This window comes from Aureibaculum flavum (genome assembly GCF_016406085.1).
GTDB lineage: Bacteria > Bacteroidota > Bacteroidia > Flavobacteriales > Flavobacteriaceae > Aureibaculum > Aureibaculum flavum.
In genome coordinates, this window is sequence record NZ_JAEHFJ010000017.1 from 26,225 (window position 1) to 44,686 (window position 18,462).

At 30.2% G+C, this 18,462-nt stretch carries 16 protein-coding genes, 1 tRNA gene and 1 pseudogene; 16 read left to right on the top strand and 2 right to left on the bottom strand.

Features of this window, described 5'->3' with window-relative positions:
- Positions 1-8: 8 nt before the first annotated feature.
- Positions 9-2,687, bottom strand: a complete 2,679-nt coding sequence (locus JBL43_RS19835; RefSeq protein WP_198843099.1) for a TonB-dependent receptor — start codon at positions 2,685-2,687, stop codon at positions 9-11.
- A gap of 176 nt (positions 2,688-2,863) precedes the next feature.
- Here JBL43_RS19835 and JBL43_RS19840 point away from each other — a divergent pair, with 176 nt between their 5' ends.
- The 16 genes from JBL43_RS19840 to JBL43_RS19915 all read left to right on the top strand — a co-directional run bounded on the left by JBL43_RS19840 (position 2,864) and on the right by JBL43_RS19915 (position 17,301).
- Positions 2,864-3,895, top strand: a complete 1,032-nt coding sequence (locus tag JBL43_RS19840; protein WP_198843100.1) for a LacI family DNA-binding transcriptional regulator — start codon at positions 2,864-2,866, stop codon at positions 3,893-3,895.
- Between the two features lie 205 nt (positions 3,896-4,100).
- Positions 4,101-4,185 (top strand) — tRNA-Ser (locus JBL43_RS19845).
- Between the two features lie 761 nt (positions 4,186-4,946).
- A complete protein-coding gene (locus JBL43_RS19850; RefSeq protein ID WP_198843101.1) occupies positions 4,947-5,438 on the top strand; it encodes a hypothetical protein in 492 nt (163 codons plus the stop codon).
- Positions 5,439-5,653: 215 nt separating this feature from the next.
- A complete protein-coding gene (locus JBL43_RS19855; RefSeq protein ID WP_198843102.1) occupies positions 5,654-6,100 on the top strand; it encodes a hypothetical protein in 447 nt (148 codons plus the stop codon).
- A gap of 446 nt (positions 6,101-6,546) precedes the next feature.
- Complete coding sequence (locus JBL43_RS19860; protein WP_198843103.1) at positions 6,547-7,494, top strand: hypothetical protein; 948 nt, start codon at positions 6,547-6,549, stop codon at positions 7,492-7,494.
- Positions 7,495-7,722: 228 nt separating this feature from the next.
- Positions 7,723-8,349 carry a hypothetical protein gene (locus JBL43_RS19865; protein WP_198843104.1) on the top strand — a complete coding sequence of 209 codons (627 nt, stop codon included), beginning with the start codon at positions 7,723-7,725 and terminating at the stop codon, positions 8,347-8,349.
- Between the two features lie 249 nt (positions 8,350-8,598).
- Positions 8,599-9,132: a hypothetical protein gene (locus tag JBL43_RS19870; RefSeq protein WP_198843105.1), complete on the top strand. Its 534-nt coding sequence runs from the start codon at positions 8,599-8,601 to the stop codon at positions 9,130-9,132.
- 915 nt (positions 9,133-10,047) lie between these two features.
- The gene (locus JBL43_RS19875) at positions 10,048-10,275 is read left to right on the top strand and encodes a hypothetical protein (RefSeq protein ID WP_198843106.1); all 228 of its coding nucleotides are present in this window, start codon (positions 10,048-10,050) and stop codon (positions 10,273-10,275) included.
- 627 nt (positions 10,276-10,902) lie between these two features.
- The gene (locus tag JBL43_RS19880) at positions 10,903-11,550 is read left to right on the top strand and encodes a hypothetical protein (RefSeq protein WP_198843107.1); all 648 of its coding nucleotides are present in this window, start codon (positions 10,903-10,905) and stop codon (positions 11,548-11,550) included.
- 243 nt (positions 11,551-11,793) lie between these two features.
- Positions 11,794-12,192 carry a hypothetical protein gene (locus JBL43_RS19885; protein ID WP_198843108.1) on the top strand — a complete coding sequence of 133 codons (399 nt, stop codon included), beginning with the start codon at positions 11,794-11,796 and terminating at the stop codon, positions 12,190-12,192.
- Between the two features lie 210 nt (positions 12,193-12,402).
- The gene (locus JBL43_RS19890; protein ID WP_198843109.1) at positions 12,403-13,146 is read left to right on the top strand and encodes a hypothetical protein; all 744 of its coding nucleotides are present in this window, start codon (positions 12,403-12,405) and stop codon (positions 13,144-13,146) included.
- Between the two features lie 244 nt (positions 13,147-13,390).
- Positions 13,391-13,882, top strand: a complete 492-nt coding sequence (locus JBL43_RS19895) for a hypothetical protein (RefSeq protein WP_198843110.1) — start codon at positions 13,391-13,393, stop codon at positions 13,880-13,882.
- A gap of 244 nt (positions 13,883-14,126) precedes the next feature.
- Positions 14,127-14,549 carry a hypothetical protein gene (locus tag JBL43_RS19900; RefSeq protein ID WP_198843111.1) on the top strand — a complete coding sequence of 141 codons (423 nt, stop codon included), beginning with the start codon at positions 14,127-14,129 and terminating at the stop codon, positions 14,547-14,549.
- 243 nt (positions 14,550-14,792) lie between these two features.
- A complete protein-coding gene (locus JBL43_RS19905; protein WP_198843112.1) occupies positions 14,793-15,188 on the top strand; it encodes a hypothetical protein in 396 nt (131 codons plus the stop codon).
- Between the two features lie 254 nt (positions 15,189-15,442).
- Positions 15,443-16,435: a leucine-rich repeat domain-containing protein gene (locus JBL43_RS19910; RefSeq protein WP_198843113.1), complete on the top strand. Its 993-nt coding sequence runs from the start codon at positions 15,443-15,445 to the stop codon at positions 16,433-16,435.
- A 272-nt stretch (positions 16,436-16,707) separates the two neighbouring features.
- Positions 16,708-17,301, top strand: coding sequence for a hypothetical protein (locus JBL43_RS19915; RefSeq protein ID WP_198843114.1), 594 nt, complete (start codon positions 16,708-16,710; stop codon positions 17,299-17,301).
- A 543-nt stretch (positions 17,302-17,844) separates the two neighbouring features.
- Here the strand turns inward: JBL43_RS19915 and JBL43_RS19920 are convergent.
- A pseudogene (locus tag JBL43_RS19920) lies at positions 17,845-18,462 on the bottom strand (hypothetical protein); the annotation flags it as partial.

The following is an 18,462-nucleotide window of genomic DNA, read 5'->3' on the forward strand; positions in this document are numbered from 1 at the left end:
CTCAAATTTTAAAAATTAAATGTTGCTGTTAAGAATACTCTTCTCGGTAAAATTGGTCTTCCTACAAAAAACTCAGACTCTGTCTGACCTGCCGCACCTGCTCTCGGATTACCTTCTGTAATTCCAGAACTATCAAATAAATTAAACACTGAGAAACCTAAGCGAACAGATTGATTATTATCTTGTTTTGCAAAAGTATATCCAGCAGCTAGACGAGCAATGTTAATGGCGTCTAATTCAATATTATTTGTATCATCTGTAAATTTCTTACCGGTATAGTTGAAACCGAAATTAGCATCAAAAGCAGAATTGTCATAGTATAGTCCTAAACCACCCAACAAATTCGGTTGTCTAGCAAGTTCATTACCTACATTGGCCTCTGTAGAAGTTCCATTTACTAAATCATTATCAATGTTTTTAGTTATTTCATGATCTTGATATGTAGCCGTTCCACGTAGATTCAAATTTTCCACTATTTCATAATCCCATGTTGCTTCAACTCCAATTGTTCTTGTATTTTGTTCTGCTCTTGTTTGATCAATTAATTGACCACCTACAATAGCTTGACGAATTGAAACACGATCTTTAAGACCAACATAATACCCAGCAAACGATCCTGATAATTTACTGTTGCCAAACTTAGCACCCAATTCAAACTGGATTATATTTTCTGGATCATACTTACTTTCTTCTATACCCGGAACCGGTGCAAAACCTCTTAATTGTGGAAAGAAGTATCCTTTTGAAAAGTTGGCATATAAATTTGTAGTTTCAGATAACTCATATAAACCGGCTAAAGAAACAGCCCATGCATTTGCTTCTACTTTAGTTCTTAAAAAAGAGCCATCAGCAGATTGTACATTACTCAATTCAGGTGTTAAATCAGCATTATTATAAACCATTTCAGATGCAATACCACCTCTATTGTTTTGTCCATCTGTATTTTCCCATCTAAATCCAATATCAAAACGCCATTTATCAAAAATCATCTCATCAGTTATGTATAATGCAACCCTATTTTGTGATAAATAATTATTTGCAGTTTGACCAATACGGTTATACAATCCACCTTCAGAATAAACAACATTATTACCCCCAGCATCCGTATAACTCAAATTAACAAGTCTAGGATCATTATTAAATTCAGTTAATACTCCGTATTGATAATTAACATCTTCTGCCTCACTACGTGCTATAAAAGAACCTACCGTTATATTATGACTACCTCCATTAGATGTTTCGAATCTTTTTGTCAAATTGATTTCTCCCGAATAATCAGTCATTGGACGCAAACGATCTACCTCTAAATTATCAATTACCAAATCAGTACCACTTATTTGTTGGTTTGGATCGCCACCTTGATAACGAGCTGTATAACCAAGGTTTCCTGGTGCTATACTTTCCATATAATTATTTAAAGTTATAGGATTTCCATTGTTACCATTTCCACCAACATATAAAGCAAAATTATGCTGATAATTAGCGTATCTAACTTTTGATTTCAACTTAAGGTCGTCACTAAAATTATAATCAAAATCAGCTAAAAGATATCCACCTTTTGTAGAAACTCCATTAGCTATTGGACTGTTATAAACTCCACCAGGTGTATTGAATGAAGTATTTGCTAAAGAGCCTGTTAATAATTGTTCAACAGGTTTTCCGTCGTTACCATTAATTCTATCTCTGTTTCCACCAGAAAGTGGTAAAGGAAGATAAAATTGAGCATTATCATTTATAAATTGTCCGTGCAATGTAAATGAACCGTTGTCGAATTTCTTTTTAATATTTCCACGAAACTGAACCCCTTTGGTTGGTAACCCAACATCTATTGGACCATTATCATGTCTTACAAAACCTGTAAAAGCATAGAATGTATTTGAATCTTCACCACCTAATTGGCCTCCACTATAAAAATCAGTTTTAATTCTTCCTTGATTAGCTACTTCTACATTGATCATATTACCAGGATTTGAATCTCCTGTTTTACTTGTATAATTGATTATACCTGCAACTGAACCTGCACCATATAGAACCGCAGCCCCACCACGAACAAATTCAACTCCTTTAAAACCTATATCCGGTCTCGCATAAACATCATGAGCAGATGAATTCAATCCAAATGAACTAATTAAAGGCATACCATCATATTGTAAAGGATTAAAAACATATTGTCCTCCAGATGGCAGCCCTCTAACGAAAATGTTACTTGCCGTTTCTCCTCCACCACCTTCGGCAGTAATACCAGGTACACTACGTAAAATATCTGCTTGGCTATTTGCCGAAAGTTTAATTATCTCAGCTTGCTTTATTGAGCTAATGGATAAAGGTGCTTGTTTCTGAGACCTAAAAGTGCTTGATGATGTTAAAACAACTTCGTCTAAAACGCCAACGGCTTCCGTCAAAATTACATTTAAAGATAAAGGTGTTCCTTCTAAATTAATAGCCTCTTCATATGAAGTGAAACCAATATAAGATACCTGTAGGGTTTGTGCACCAGATAAATTGGTAGTAAAATTATAATTTCCGTCAAAATCTGTTGTCGTACCAGAAGCACTTCCTTTAATGACAACATTAGCTCCAGGTATAGGATTCCCTGAACTATCTTTGACGTCTCCCGAAATTTCGGTTTGTGCATTTCCTATCAAAAAGGATAGTGTACACAAACATGTAAAAATTAGTGTTTTCATAAATTGTGATATTTAAATTAAGTTAGTATTTAATTACGATATCGAAAAAATATCGATTATTATTTTGTAAAACTATCACTTTATACAAGCGTTAATTGAGAAAACAATAAAAAAAAGCCCGCAAACGTTTGCGGCAACGTTTGCAATTCATATATTTGTTTAGCTAATAATCAATTATGAAGAAAAAAAGCAATGTTACGCTCAAAGAAATTGCTAAAATTTTAGGATTTTCTATTTCTACAGTTTCAAGAGCATTAAGAGACCATGTTGATATTAGCGATGAGACAAAAGCAATTGTAGAGCAAAAGGCAAAAGAGTTAAATTATATGCCTAATATGTTTGCTCAAGGCTTTAGAAGTAGTCGAATGCATATTATTGGTGTTGTTGTTCCCAAACTTTCTCATTATTTTACTTCTACAATGATTGAGGGTATTCTAGACTATGCAGAAACCAAAGGATATCGTGTAATTGTATCAGAATCTAAAAATAGCGTTGAAAAACAAAACCAAATGCTAAATACGATGCTACAATTTAATGTTGATGGTATTTTATTATCATTGACCCGAAAAACAGCGAACGTTCAAGACATTTTAAATATTTTAGATAGAAAACCTTTGGTTTTATTTGATAAGGTAATGAGTAAAATACCCTGTACTCAAATAATAATTGACGGTAAACAAGCTGCTTATAACGCAATAGAACATTTAATAAATATAGGAAAACGTAGGATTGCTATTTTTAAAGAGACAGAAAATTCATTCAATTCAGAGCAACGGTTTGAAGGTTATTTAAAAGCCTTAAAAGATTACAATATACCTATAGATGAAAAGTTGATTTTTAGTACTGAAGATATCTCATTGGAAAAAGGAGAACAATTGGCCCAAATTGCTATAACTTTAAAGCAAAGACCCGATGCCATTTTTGCCATTACAGACAGCTGTGCCATTGGTGCAATTAAAATTTTAAATAAAAATAATATAAAAATACCCGAAGAAATTGCTGTTGTGGGATTTAGTAATTCAGCACACTCAACTATTATAGAACCAAATTTAAGTACCATTAATCAACCTGGCCATCTCATCGGAAAGACTGCTTTAAAGTATTTAATTGAAGAAATAGAAACTGACAACAACAATGATTTCCAAAGCAGTAAAACTGTTGAAATAAAATCGAGTCTCATTGTTAGAGATTCGTCCTTTATAGTATAGGTAGATAACTTTTTAATTAAAAATTAATATTAAAGTTACTGAAAAACAGTATTATACAATTTTAACTAACAAAATTACTACCTTAAAAAAAGAAGTTTGTTCTTCATTTTATATGCTTTGAAAATTTATAAGTAAAATTAAAAATTAAAAAGTTACGAAAATGTTTCTCAATTTCAAAAACCTTTTTATATTTGCAACCGCTAAAGGAGAAATGGCAGAGTGGTCGAATGCGGCAGTCTTGAAAACTGTTGAGGGTCACACCTCCGGGGGTTCGAATCCCTCTTTCTCCGCAAAAGGAAACCCACAACGGAAGTTGTGGGTTTTTTGTTTTCCAAAACGTCGAAAATTCATTTTCGAGAGAGAAGGAAAACAAAAAACAGACATGCGAAGCATGTGGGAGTTTTTATGTTTGCTCAGGATACCTATCAGGGATCACGACCATAGGGAGTAATCCTTTTATCTTAACTTTCGTAAATACTTGGAAAACAAAAAACAGACATGCGTAGCATGTGGTGGTTTTTATGTTTGCTAAGGATACCTATCATGGATCGCGACTGCAAGGAGTAATCCTTTTAATCGATTTTTGAGAGAGCAGGAAAACAAAAAACTCAAAAAAACACAACGTGTTTTTGGGTTGCTATGTTTGTATTGGATTACCTAGTTAGGGTTGACGACTGTAAGGAGCAATGCTTTTAATTTATTTTCGAGAGAGGAGAAAAACAAAAAACTCATAAAACTATCTATTTGTTTGAGTTTCTATGCTTTTATTGAACTCGTTTTAGGGGGTATGACCAAAAGAAGAATTCTTAAAATTTATATTAGTAAGTAATTTTTAAACAAAATTTCTTCTTAAAATAATTAGAATTCAACTTACCTCCCGCTCTTGCACCATAACTCCCAATTCCCTAAATTTGAACTATTGCTAAATAATCAAGGTTTATAACTAGATTCTAAATCTTTATTCTTTTAATAATAAATTTAAAAATAAATATATGTGTCATATGACACATATTCCTATGTTACCAGCAATTACAATAAAATTACTACAAGTATGTTAGAAACCTTAATTGGATTAACAATTTTATCCATAATATTCTACATTTTAAATTTTATAACAAATAAAAAACGCGAAAAAAATCATGAAGATTTAATTGAAAAATTAAATGGGAAATTTAAACTTTTTATAAATCAAACCGAAAGTTCAACTATAACATGGGGCTTGAAAAACAGTAATTTCTTTTTTAACAAATGTGACATATATCTAATGGAAAATGCATTAATAATATTTGGTAACGCAAAAGGGGGGTTATTTAAACATCTATCGAAACCTATTATTTTAACGAATGAAATAGAATATTACAGAAGAAAATTCCCAAATACTTATACCAGAAAAATATATTCGATTAATTTAGAAAAAAATGTTATAAAAATAGAATTTGGAAAAAAAGGAATTGCGACGACTAAAGTTAAGCTTAAACTAAAAAATCTAAAAGATATTGAAAGGAATCAAATAATTGACCTTGTAGAGAAAAACTGCTGGTAACCGAGTCTATATACCCTCAATTTTAGATCATTTATTAGCTTACGGGCAAATGCTTTTAAAATAGTTGTACTTCAAACCCCTCTTGCACCATAACTCCCAATTCCCTAAATTTGAGGTGCTGCTAAATTATCCATTAGACTTTTAGCAATTAAATATTGTAAACATATTACAGGTATAAACGTAATACGTTCATACAATAGTTGTACACAATTTTGATGAAACCTCAATTTCCGATTATATCCATTTACAATAAGGGACTAGACATTATTCCTTCTGATACTGATTTGACAAAAGCTACTGTCCTAGCTGTTCTAAATGGAAGTGCTAACACTCATGCTTTTGACGGAAATGGACAAAAATGGACTTATGAGTTTACTTCTGATAAAGTGAATGACAAATTTCTTACTAGGTTCTTAGCCAATACTTTTTACAATCCAATTGTTGATATAAAAACTAATTGGACTCTAATGGACAAGTATACTCTTGAGGAATTAAAAAAAGAAATTTCTGAATGTATTGACGACGACGATGACATATTAACTCAGTTTATTGAATCTGATGATTTGAAAAAAGAAATATTTGAATCTAAATCTTTTGAATCGATTATTCAGCAACTTAAAAAACATGTGTTCCAAGAATTGTGGAACAACGAAACGCAGTAAAAACTGTGTACAACAAAACCTAAACGTAATGCGGACTTTAGGGCTAAATCTAAAGGTCTGTGTATATTTATAAAGTCGCTAAATCTTATGGATTTAGCTTTGGACAAAACAAGAAAAAGCAAAACAATAAGCTTTAGCTTCGTGCTCAGACGGAAACGAAAAGTTTCCTTGCCTCCGCACTACGCTTAGGTACTGTGTTCCGTTCCCCCACCAAACCCCTCTTGCACCATAACTCCCAATTCCCTAAATTTGAGGTGTTGCTAAATAATGAAGGTTAATAACTAGATTCTAAATCTATATTCTTTTAATAATAAATTTAAAGATAAATATATGTGTCATATGACACATATCTCTATGTTACCTGCAATATGAAAAAGGAAATATTTTTATTTATGTTTTTTTTAGTCCTATTGAATTCTTGTATCAAGAATTCAAAAACTGACTTCGTGCATGCTAATGAATTAAGTAATAACACCACGAAAATTATAGACCGGTTAATTGAATATGGGGAAATTACAGGTCCATTTGTTGGTGAATCTGGTTCCAAGCCTGAACAATGGGATAATTTCATTGAATTTAAGAAAAATGCAACAGAACAAGAATTAGTGCTCTTAATTCAACATCCACATCCTGTTATAAAATGCTATTCCTTTGATTTATTAGTAAGAAAACAAAATAAAAATACTTTTGAAATACTTAAATCTAGTTTAACTGATAGTTCAGCAGTTTATACTCAATATGGATGCATTGGGGATAAGACTCAGGTCAATGATTATTTCATAAGATCAGTTTTAGGTTTTGGACCAAAGAATGAATACATAACTGATAAACAGAATAAAATCCTTGATAGTCTAATATTATTTCAACCAAATATAATAAGCGAATATAAAAATAGTCTCTTGGAGACTATCGAGCCTAAAAAAGAAAATTATAACAGGATAAGAAACATAGCCTTGAACGGTAATAAATTTGCGGTTATTGGACTTGCTAAATATCAAAAGATAGATGACTTTAAACTTATTGACACTTTATTACACCATGAATACTATTCTATTCAAGAATTTGGATTAAGAGCAGTGAAAAATTATCCAGATAAGGTATTTTGGAATTCTATAAAAAATATTCACCTAAAACAAATAAAAAAATCAGGAAGTTTTAATTATCGCCTAATTAAGGAATTGTATCAAGCTCTAGTTCAATACAAAAATCCAGAATCAAGAGAATTGTTAGACTTAACTCTAAATCAAGCAACGAAATCAGCCATGAAATATCACAAAGAATATATTTGGGTTGCTTTGAAAAAATATCCTGACAAAATCTACGATGGAATTATAGAAAAGATGAACTACAGTGAATATGAACTAAACAATCTGGAATATGAATGGGATTTATAAATATAACTACAGGTAACACCACCTACATACCCTCAATTTTAGATCATTTATTAGCTTACGGGCAAATGCTTTTAAAATAGTTGTACTTCAAACCCCTCTTGCACCATAACTCCCAATTCCCTAAATTTGAGGTGCAGCTAAATAATGAAGGTTTATAACTAGATTCTAAATCTTTATTCTTTAAAAATAAATTTATGTTGTACGTCATTTAAGAAAAATCGTAACGAATTGACAAAAATCGAAAAAATTGAACAGATTTTAAAAACAGTTGAAATCCACGAAAAAATCGTTAGGAAATCGACTGAAATTGATAACGAAACAAAACCATATTTTCTTGAACTTTCGAAATTTACTAAAGATTGTTTAACTAACGAATCTAAAGTTAGTAAATTGAATTCCTATCAAATTAAATCATTGGAAAATGAACTTTTAATTTATTGGAATGAAACTATAAGTGTAGAAACTGAAAAATTTTGGACTGAAATTCTTTCGAAAAAAATAAATATTCAGCGGAAAGAACCATTAAAATTCGCTTTAGATAAAAAAAGGTTTCGTAACGTAGAACAAGGAATTGGAGCACGAAAATATTGGAGCGAATTGAAAACAATTAATTCTGTTAAAGACAATTTTTCGAAAACTGAAATTGTGAAAATCGACCAAATAATTACAGAAGACGAAAATAAAAGAATAGGGATATTAGAAAAGTGTTTAACGAAAAAAGTAATTCCGAAAAGTCAATATTTAAAGTTTGGAGAATGTATGGCTTATATTACAAACTGCGAACTTTTTAGTAAATATATGACTGAAAAAGACGTTGATGAATTACACGAAATTTGGAGAAATTTTAAATCATAAACTGAATAAAAAACTACCGCTAACAAAGAACTGAGCCAAAAACCTATCGCTACCCCCTCTTGCACCATAACTTCCAATTCCCTAAATTTGAGGAGCTGCTAAATAATGAAGTTTTATAACTAGATTCTAAATCTTTATTCTTTTAACAATAAATAAATATATGTGTCATATGACACATATCCCTATGTTATACGCAATTTTGGAGAAATTCACAGATAAAATGAAATGTTAAATAATTGGATTTAAGATATGTCGATAGAGGATAGAATAAAATATTGGAAGGATTCTCCTGAAGGTTCTATGTATAAGAGAATTGCAGACGAATATCTAATGGATTTTGATTCATTTTTATCGAAGTATTATTCTGATTCTAATTACAATAGTTGGAGTAGATGGGAAACGTGGTTTCAATTTATTGATTATGCATTTGATAAAGAAAACCATACAAAGTACAAAAGCAAGACTGGATATTATAGAGTTGATTATGATTATAGAAAATATAAAGAGACCTTAGACCAACTTAGTATCGATAAAGATTTACCTGATGATTTGAAAAAAGTAATCGCTTTTTTAATTAATGATGGATTTTATAAAAAATACGAGATTGAGATAGATGATTGGATAAAAATGAGGAATTTTGACAATCCGAAAAGAGAGCTCCATGATAAAGATTTATCAATATCTGAATTGCTTAAAATTGAAAATGGATTAAATTATATAAAAGAGAAACTGATTTATTTAAAGTGGTGGGATATTACAAGAGGTGACCCACAAGGATTTTGAAATAAAAAAAGCCCATAACAATGTATAAAAAACATAAGTGGTTCAGTGGTTTACGGAACATTTGCACATTTAATCAGCTCCGCCAAATCTGCGATTTGACGTTTGGTTTTAAAGCATTAAATTTGTGTCTAATCGCAAATTTGGCTCAGTGTAAATTGACAGGTAAGAGCTTCGAAATCACTTACGTTTCTTATACGAGCCCAACCGTTCCCCCACCAAACCCCTCTTGCACCATAACTCCCAATTCCCTAAATTTGAGGTGCTGCTAAATTATCCATTAGACTTTTAGCAATTAATTATTGTAAACTTATTACAGGTATAAACGTAATACGTTTATACAATAGTTGCCAACAATGCAAAAAAAATAATCATAAATCGAAAAATTTTGGTAAGTAAATACTAAAATTGTTGTGCGGAAATTTAGAGTGGAAACGGACGAATTTTAAAAAGAAAAGTCTAGTGCTGTACAGAAATTTCAAAAAGAATTGAAAACTGAACGCCGAAAATTGAAACGCATACAGGAATTTTATAAACTGAACGCGGGAATTTTACAAAGTGTACGGGAATTTACAACTGGAATGGACGAATGACAAAATAACGGGGAAATTTATCAAGTTGATGCGAAAATTTTCAAACGAGTGAATTAATTAATAACGCCGGAAATCCCAAAATATGGGTTTGAAAAACTGTATGTAAAAGGGAATTTAAAAGCAGAACGCTGAAAGAATTGACAAAGATTGAAAAATTTTTAAGTGAAGAAAGAATCTTACAGGATGCGATTTTAACAGATATAAAGGCATTAAGAAAGAAAAACACAACTAGAGTACCTAATTGGGTTATTGCGTTGGTATATTTTACTTCTTTGCTTTCAGTAGCCTCGTTTATTTACTTGATAAACTTACTAAACTCGATAAAATGATAGAAATAAAAAAAAGTCATTTAATAATATTTGTTGTTGTTTTAATAATAATGTTCTTTTATAGTATTTTTTCTTTTAAAAAAAGTTTAAGAGATTTTATAAAAGCACCTTATGATGATACTGAAGTAGATATTTTTTTTGGTATTATAGCGATGATTATACTTCCAATTATTATATTAACACTATATTTATTAGGGGAATTTGACAATTACATAATTAAATAGCCAATGGTCATAACACCCACTCGGCGAAGTGTAAAACAAATACAACTCGTTAAAGCTGTGCGAACGTCCTGACTTCGAATATTTTCTAGCTAAGAAGAAAGGGCAAGAAATTACGGGAAACCCGTAAAAAAAGTAAGGGAAACCGTTACTTTAGACACTTGTGGCATTGCCCATTCTTAAAAAAATCCAGCTGTTAATATTACGCAAAAGGGATTGAAAAACTGAGTGGAGGAAAACGCAATTGGAACGCAAAAAAAAGCACTATTGGCAACAGTGTGTATAAAACATAGCTATTTATGGGCTTTGGCGAAGGTCTGTATGTATTTTGAATGTCGCCAAATCTTTGATTTGGCATTTGAAAAAAAAGAAAGATAAACACCAAATCTAAGATTTGGCTAAGTGTTGAACTCGAAAGTCTGTGTATATTTACACGCTACGTTTCATACACTTAACGTTCCGTCCCCCCACCAAACCCCTCTTGCACCATAACTCCCAATTCCCTAAATTTGAACTGTTGCTAAATAATGAAGGTTTATAACGAGATTCTAAATCTTTATTCTTTTAAAAATAAATAAATATATAAATATATGTGTCATATGACACATATCCCTATGTTGTACCTAATTAATGAAAAACCTTCTAAAAAGATTATTATTTACATTTATTGGAATTTCAATACTTGGAATTTTGATGTATAATATTTCGTTTTGGAATCAGGAAAGAAACTTTGAGAAATTTGCTTATGACTTTAATCCAAAAAGAAATGAAATCGGATTACAGGAAATCTCTAAAAACTGGAAATCAAAAAAACGAACTTGGGAAAATTGGAAAGAATTAAATGACGAAAACTATAATGATGGAAAAATCTCAAAATTTAAAAAAATATTTAGTCTAAAAAACATAACAACAGGAATGATTTTTGAAACTGGCTCAACTGATAAAAAAACAAATTTGAGAAGTAAATTAATTTGGCTGAATTCAAATATTTTGTTCTGGAAAAACGGAATCGAATCGGAAATGGATGTTTATGAAAGAGATTTGGATTCACTTACAATAGAAAATTTATTAATCAGATATTATTTCAAAGATGACAATGGAAATAAAGACTATTTTGAAGTTGACTATTATCAAACTAACGTAAATGAATTTTACTTTTGCGGAACACCAGCAATTATGGAAAGAGAAGAACAACGGATTTCCGGCAAACCATATTTTGGGAATATAACAAAAAAACAAGCTGATAGTATTTTAAACAAATGGGATAAAAGTAACTAGGTACAACACCACCTATATGCCATTAATTTTGGCATATTTATTGGCGTTTGGGCAAGTGCTTTTAAAATAATTTTTCTTCAAACAACTCATGCTCTTAGTAGGTATTGTTTAGGGAAACGCAAGGGCTACGTAAAAAAAATATTTTAAAAGCGAAAAGGTCTGTGTTTTATCTATTAACTTTATAGCTTTATCAAAGAAAATTAACGGCATATAGCCACAACGTTGTAGGACATTAACAATGCAATGAGCATAAAAAAAGAAACTATAAAGAAATATTTCGAAGGCACAAGTTCAATTGCTTCATTAATGGGAGAACTGAATGAGTCAATCCAAATGAGTGGAAATGAAATGACCATTAACATCGAAAACGACAAATCAAAGTCGGAATTTCGAGTTAAGAAGGAACACCTAATAAAGTTGTGTCATGAATGCTTAAATGACCAAATTCAGTTGTCCGACTTGACAAAATTTGCATTCATTTTAAGGTCATCTGATTTCTTTATTTGGGACAATTCACAGAATGACGGTTCAATCATAAATGATTTGATAACCAATTGGGAGTGTCCTGAAATCAATGGCGAATTAACTAAGGATTATATTCAATATTGTGTTTACTTTCTCGAAACTGGAGAACATAGATAAAAAAACTACCGCCAATAAAGAACTGAGCTAAAAATCTATCACTATCCACCAAACCCCTCTTGCACCATAACTACCAATTCCCTAAATTTGAGGTGCTGCTAAATAATGAAGTTTTATAACTAGATTCTAAATCTTTATTCTTTTAACAATAAATAAATATATGTGTCATATGACACATATCCCTATGTTGTAAAACATTAAAAAAATTAAATGGAAAAAAGAGAATACCATTTATCTTTTTGTAAAATATGTAAGAATAGAAAGTTTTCACCAGAAGAAGGTTTGATTTGTAAGTTGACAACAAAAATTGCAGAATTCGATAAAAACTGCTTGAATTTTATTATCGACGAAAAGGAATTAATTAGGCGAAAAAAGGAATTTGAAACAGAAATCAATAAAAAATATGCCATCACTAAAATTGACAGTTTCTTTATTGAAACTTTAAGTATTAGTAAATTTGAAAAAGCTGAAAAAATAAGAACAGGGAATTATTCTTCTGTTGAAGAGACACACAAACTAAAGTTTAAAAAAGATAAAGCAAATAATAAAGGAATTCTTTGGATTCTTGGATCCGTGTTTCTATTAATGCTTTATGGAAATTATATAAATAATTTCAGTTGGGACTTAAAATCAAATAATATAATTGGAGTAATTGGCGTGTTAGTTTTATTTACATATTTTTATTACAAAGCTTTTTATCATAACTATAAAACAATATTGACCATAGATGACAATGGAATTCATCAAAAAGGTAAAATATTATTTTGGAATAATATTATAGCTTATGGAGTTCTAAGTGGAACTGGAGATAATTATTTGCAAAAAGATATTATAATCGGAACTATTTCATCTGGAATTCAGAAAATTGATATTTCAAAATTGAATGTTTCAAGCGAACAGTTTATTGAAATATTACAACTGAATAGTAGAAACGTTTTACAACAGAGTCTATAAGCCATTAATTTTAGATCATTTATTAGCTTACGGGCAAATGCTTTTAAAACAGTTGTTCTTCAAACCCCTCTTGCACCATTCCTCTCAATTCCCTAAATTTGAGGTGCTGCTAAATAATGAAGTTTTATAACGAGATTCTAAATCTTTATTCTTTTAACAATTAAATTTTTTAATATAAAATAAATATATGTGTAATATGACACATATTCCTATGTTGGCAATAATTTAAACCAAATATTACGCAATGAAAAAAATGAATTTTATTTTAAGTCTATTATTAGTTTTAATTCTATCTGGATGTAATTCTGATGATGACAATGGAAATGAAAATACGCAAAGGAACGGAACACTTATTTTTGGTTGGTTTGCCGATTCAAGTTGTTCAGGAGATTGTTCTACAATTTACAAAATAGATACTGAAAATATTTATAGAGATATCGATTATAATTATCCTGAAAACACATTTTTTGAGGGTAATTTCCAACTTATGAATAATGCAAACTATCAGGATTTTGAATCATTGATAACTGAATTACCTAATGAAATATTTGATGAACCGAATGGATTTTTAGATTGTACTGACTGTACAAATGAAAATGGAGGGTTTTATTTAGAATATCAAGATGATGATGGTTTTCATAAATCTTGGCGTTTTAGAAATGCTATATATCCAGATTATATAGAAAATTATAGAAGTCTATTACTCGATAAATTAGTAGAATTGAATAGTCTTTAGAAACAGAAACTGGAATTAAATTGACATATTAAAAATGTGTCTGAAATAAAAAAATATTGCCAACAAAGAACTGAGCTAAAAATCTATCACTATCCCCTCTTGCACCATTCCTCTCAATTCCCTAAATTTGAGGTGCTGCTAAATAATGAAGTTATATAACCAGATTCTAAATCTTTATTCTTTTAATAATAAATTTAAAAATAAATATATGTGTCATATGACACATACTCCTATGTTGTATGCAATGAAAAAAATAGCTATAATTTTATTTATTTCAGGAATTATTACTTCCTGCAACACTAAAGAGAAAATATCTGATTTTAATATTGTTGGGAAATGGAAGGCTGAAGACAATTCAGGTTCAGGCTATTTCATTTTCACTAAAAGTGGGTTTGCAAGCTATAACTTTGGTAACAAAAAAATGGATAGTGTATTTACTCGAAATAATAAAAATTATAATTTTACCTATAATATCGATTACAATATGAATCCAATCAATTTAGATCTACTTCTTCAAAATACAGAAACAAAAACAGGAATGAAAATGTTGGGAATGATTAAACTTATTAACAGGAATGAAATACTTTATGTAAGAGGTGGTGGAAATAAAGAAAGACCTACAAATTTTAATCAGAAAGAAACAATAAGATTAAAAAGAGTTGAATAAAAAACTACATACAACATCACCTACATACCCTCAATTTTAGCTTATTTATTAGTTTACGGGCAAATGCTTTTAAAATAGTTGTATTTCAAACAACCCATGCTCTTAGTAGGTATTGTTTAGGGAAACGCAAAAGCTCCGTAAAAAATAGTTAAAAAGCGAAAAAGGTCTGTGTTTATCTATTAACTTTATGGCTTTATCAAAGGAAATTAACGGCACATAGCCAAACGTTACCACAATTCGAAAATGGAATTTCCAATTTTAAACATATCGACTGAAAAATGGGACGAAGAAAATTTGACGGACTACATTGCATTTGATAAATTCATTTACACCGACAAAGATTCGATTTTTGAAGAATTGTATAAGGACAAATTATTTTGTGATTGTAATGGAAAAATATTCAAAGCAATTAAAAAAGCGGAAATGACCGAAAAGTGGCGAAATTGGTTGAGATTTATCCCTAATATTTGGAAAAGAGAAGTAATATTTGAACCAACCAACGAAAATCTGACTGTTGATGAGTTACGGAATTACTTACTCAACCGAATTTCCGAATTGAGACCAACTGAATTCCGAGTGAAATGGAATAAGGAAATTACAAATGCAAAAACTCATTTGGAATTGATTCATGGAAAATAAAAAAAAAGTGGCTAACACCACCTAAATACCCTCAATTTCAGCTCATTTATTAGCTTACGGGTAAATGCTTTTAAAATAGTTGTACTTCAAACAGGTCATGCTGTTAGTAGGTATTGTTTAGGGAAACGCAAGGGCAACGTAAAAAAATAGTTAAAGAGCGAAAAGGTCTGTGATTTATCTATTAACTTTATTGCTTTAACAAAGAAAATTAACGGCACATAGCCAAACGTTAACTGTAATCCAAAAAAAAACCAATGAAACATCATTTTGCAGACTTTTTAGATAGAGAAGGAAATTATTGGACTACAATTCCGAATAGAGAACGATATGCTTACATAGCTGATTTTGAAATTGAAAATAAAAACGAAGTTAAGGTTTTAACCATAAGTAAAACACAAGAAGAAAAGCATTGGAAACAAATTTTTGACTGTCCAAACCTTGAAGAATTAACACTTAATGAACCAAGTCACGAGCAAATACAAGAAATTGTAAAGCTTACAAACCTAAAAAGATTACGAGTTTCTTTTTATCGTGCTAAAAATCTTGAATTCATTGAAAAACTATACAATATTGAAGAATTGGTTTTAGAATATGTTTCTGGATTCTCAGATTTATCGCCTTTGCGAAATTTGAAAAAAATAAAATCATTGCATTGTGAAAATTTACGGAAAGTTTCAAACTTTGAAGGATTATCTGGTATTCAAAGTTTAAAATATCTTTACATAAGTGGCACACTTGATTGGAAGCAACCAATAGAAAATTTCAACTTTTTCAAAGGACTTTCCAATTTAGAAGTATTCTCTCTTTGGCAAGTAATTACAAAAAAAGAATATCCAGCATTCCTGCCTTTAACTAAATTAAAAAAGTTGAAAAAAATAAGCTTTCACTACAGTTATTTTCCTACTGAAGAATATGTTCTCATTCAAACAGCTTTACCCAATGTAAATGGCACAAACTGGAAACCTATAAATATCTATAAATCAAGATATATTCCTTTACCTTCAGATGATGTTAGATTTAACCTAACAGATAAAGAGTTAAAAGAAAAACATCCCGAAGTTCTTATCAGATTTGATGAAAAGAGAGAGATAAGTGATGTTAATGAAGAGTGGTATGAATTTTTAGGAAAAAGGGCTGGAAGAATAAAATGTACGAGCAAAAATGCAAAAAAGAAATGCGAAGAATTTTTAATCATTTATAAAAAATGGCAAGAGAAAGCCAAAAGTATCCTTGAAACTGAAGAATAGACTACAGCTAATCGAGTGGATGGCTCCGCCAATAATTGACGGAGTGCACATTCCCTCAATTTTAGATCATTTATTAGCTTACGGGTAAATGCTTTTAAAATAGTTGTACTTCAAACCCCTCTTGCACCATAACTCCCAATTCCCTAAATTTGAGGTGCTGCTAAATAATGAAGTTTTATAACTAGATTCTAAATTTTTATTCTTTTAAAAATAAATAAATATATGTGTCATATGACACATATCTACTTGTTGTGGGTAATTAAAAATAATAAATGAAACACTTCTTATTAATCATATTGTTTATATCAATATTATCTTGTAAACAGAGTTGTGAATTGGATGAAATTGACATTAAAGTGAACCAGAAAATAACTAGTGTTTTTGACAATCAGAATACGGAACTTTGGAATAATGTTGAGAATGAATTTTTTAAAAGACTAAAATCTTTAGAATTATTTGAAACTAATTCAGATACTTTAAAATCAATTAACAAATTATATAATTTTGTAAAATCAGCTGGATTTCCTTCTGAATATTATCTCAATTTAAACGACACGAAAATAATTACCCTAGTGAAAGAATTAAATGAAATTGGAATAAATAAAAGTAATACTTCAATACATGAATTTCTGCATCAAATAACTCAACCTATTTTAGAAAGTTGTCAAAATAAAGAGAATCTAAACAAATATCAAAAGGATCTTTTAACTGCTACGGGAATTTACGAACCTGATTCAATTCATGTTTCTTTAGATATTGCCGTTTTGGAACAAATGGAATATCCTGAGAAGGATTTGAAAAGAAAAGGTTTATATAAGGCAATAATTCTATTTTATTTTAGTCGAATGATGGAAGGAAAAAAATAAATCGCAACCCACAACACACCTACATACCCTCAATTTTGTTTTATTCATTCGGTTTCGGGTAAATGCTTTTAAAATAGTTGTACTTCAAACAGGTCATGCTGTTAGTAGGTATTGTTTAGGGAAACACAAGGGCAACGTAAAAAAATAGTTGAAGAGCGAAAAGGTCTGTGTTTTATCTATTAACTTTAGTACTTTAACAAAAAAAATAAACCGCACATAGCCAAACGTTAGCACCTATACGAACAAAAATGCTTCAAATTCTGACAAAGCTCCTACTTTCTACCCAATTGAAAAACCTGAATATATAAACCAAAGAAGAAAAGAAATTGGTCTGGAAGAAATTCAAAGTTTTGCGAAAGAAAGAAATATTGAATGGAATATTACTCAAAAAGAATAAATAACGATGGCAAAATAATAAACTGAGCTAAAACCTTTATTTTAGACTCGATATGCCCTTAAGTCAAAAGTCTTGTAAAACGAATGCTTTTTCCACCTCCATTTTTTTAAAACTTGAGATGATAAGTCTAAAATAAATATAATTTATCATTCTATAACCCCTTGTAAGGAACGTATGGAGGCAACGTAACCTATTTTAAGCTCCTCAGCTAATTCCTTATCATTTTCATCAACGGTAACAACAATATTATTGTACATCATCAATGTACCTTCAATGTCATCATAATGTTGAGAAACACCATTATTATCTAAACCGCTATAAAATTCTATTCTATCTCTAAAAATATCAACTAAAGTATTGGCTACATATTTTGCTTTTTCTTTATTTCCTATTTGGTAATAAGCATCTGGATAACCCAATACAAAATTAACGTGACCATATTTTTTTATTGGCATTTTTTCAATAGATAGATCTAATATTTCTTCCGCTTTTACGTATTTTTTGGCTATAATTAATTCTTCAGCCAAACGAATTAAATTATTTCTAATAACGATGCCATTTTTACGAGTTTCTACATCTACATAAATATTGGAATTGCTGTTTTTCCAATCCCATTTTTTCACATTGTTATACATGGTTTCAGTGTCTATTCTACCAAGGTCTAACACACTTTTTGGGCGTCCGTTCGAACTTTTACTTGGTGTAAGAATAGGAACGAATTTATAGGCCAATCCATCTAATTGAAGATAATCTTTAAGCCAAAT

Bases quoted from the DNA above. Each gene is read 5' to 3' on its own strand.
- JBL43_RS19835 (WP_198843099.1), bottom strand. From the start codon at position 2,687: ATGAAAACACTAATTTTTACATGTTTGTGTACACTATCCTTTTTGATA.
- JBL43_RS19875 (WP_198843106.1), top strand. From the start codon at position 10,048: ATGATAGAAATAAAAAAAAGTCATTTAATAATATTTGTTGTTGTTTTA.
- JBL43_RS19855 (WP_198843102.1), top strand. From the start codon at position 5,654: ATGAAACCTCAATTTCCGATTATATCCATTTACAATAAGGGACTAGAC.
- JBL43_RS19885 (WP_198843108.1), top strand. From the start codon at position 11,794: ATGAGCATAAAAAAAGAAACTATAAAGAAATATTTCGAAGGCACAAGT.
- JBL43_RS19870 (WP_198843105.1), top strand. From the start codon at position 8,599: ATGTCGATAGAGGATAGAATAAAATATTGGAAGGATTCTCCTGAAGGT.
- JBL43_RS19905 (WP_198843112.1), top strand. From the start codon at position 14,793: ATGGAATTTCCAATTTTAAACATATCGACTGAAAAATGGGACGAAGAA.
- JBL43_RS19850 (WP_198843101.1), top strand. From the start codon at position 4,947: ATGTTAGAAACCTTAATTGGATTAACAATTTTATCCATAATATTCTAC.
- JBL43_RS19880 (WP_198843107.1), top strand. From the start codon at position 10,903: ATGAAAAACCTTCTAAAAAGATTATTATTTACATTTATTGGAATTTCA.
- JBL43_RS19840 (WP_198843100.1), top strand. From the start codon at position 2,864: ATGAAGAAAAAAAGCAATGTTACGCTCAAAGAAATTGCTAAAATTTTA.
- JBL43_RS19915 (WP_198843114.1), top strand. From the start codon at position 16,708: ATGAAACACTTCTTATTAATCATATTGTTTATATCAATATTATCTTGT.
- JBL43_RS19890 (WP_198843109.1), top strand. From the start codon at position 12,403: ATGGAAAAAAGAGAATACCATTTATCTTTTTGTAAAATATGTAAGAAT.
- JBL43_RS19895 (WP_198843110.1), top strand. From the start codon at position 13,391: ATGAAAAAAATGAATTTTATTTTAAGTCTATTATTAGTTTTAATTCTA.
- JBL43_RS19900 (WP_198843111.1), top strand. From the start codon at position 14,127: ATGAAAAAAATAGCTATAATTTTATTTATTTCAGGAATTATTACTTCC.
- JBL43_RS19910 (WP_198843113.1), top strand. From the start codon at position 15,443: ATGAAACATCATTTTGCAGACTTTTTAGATAGAGAAGGAAATTATTGG.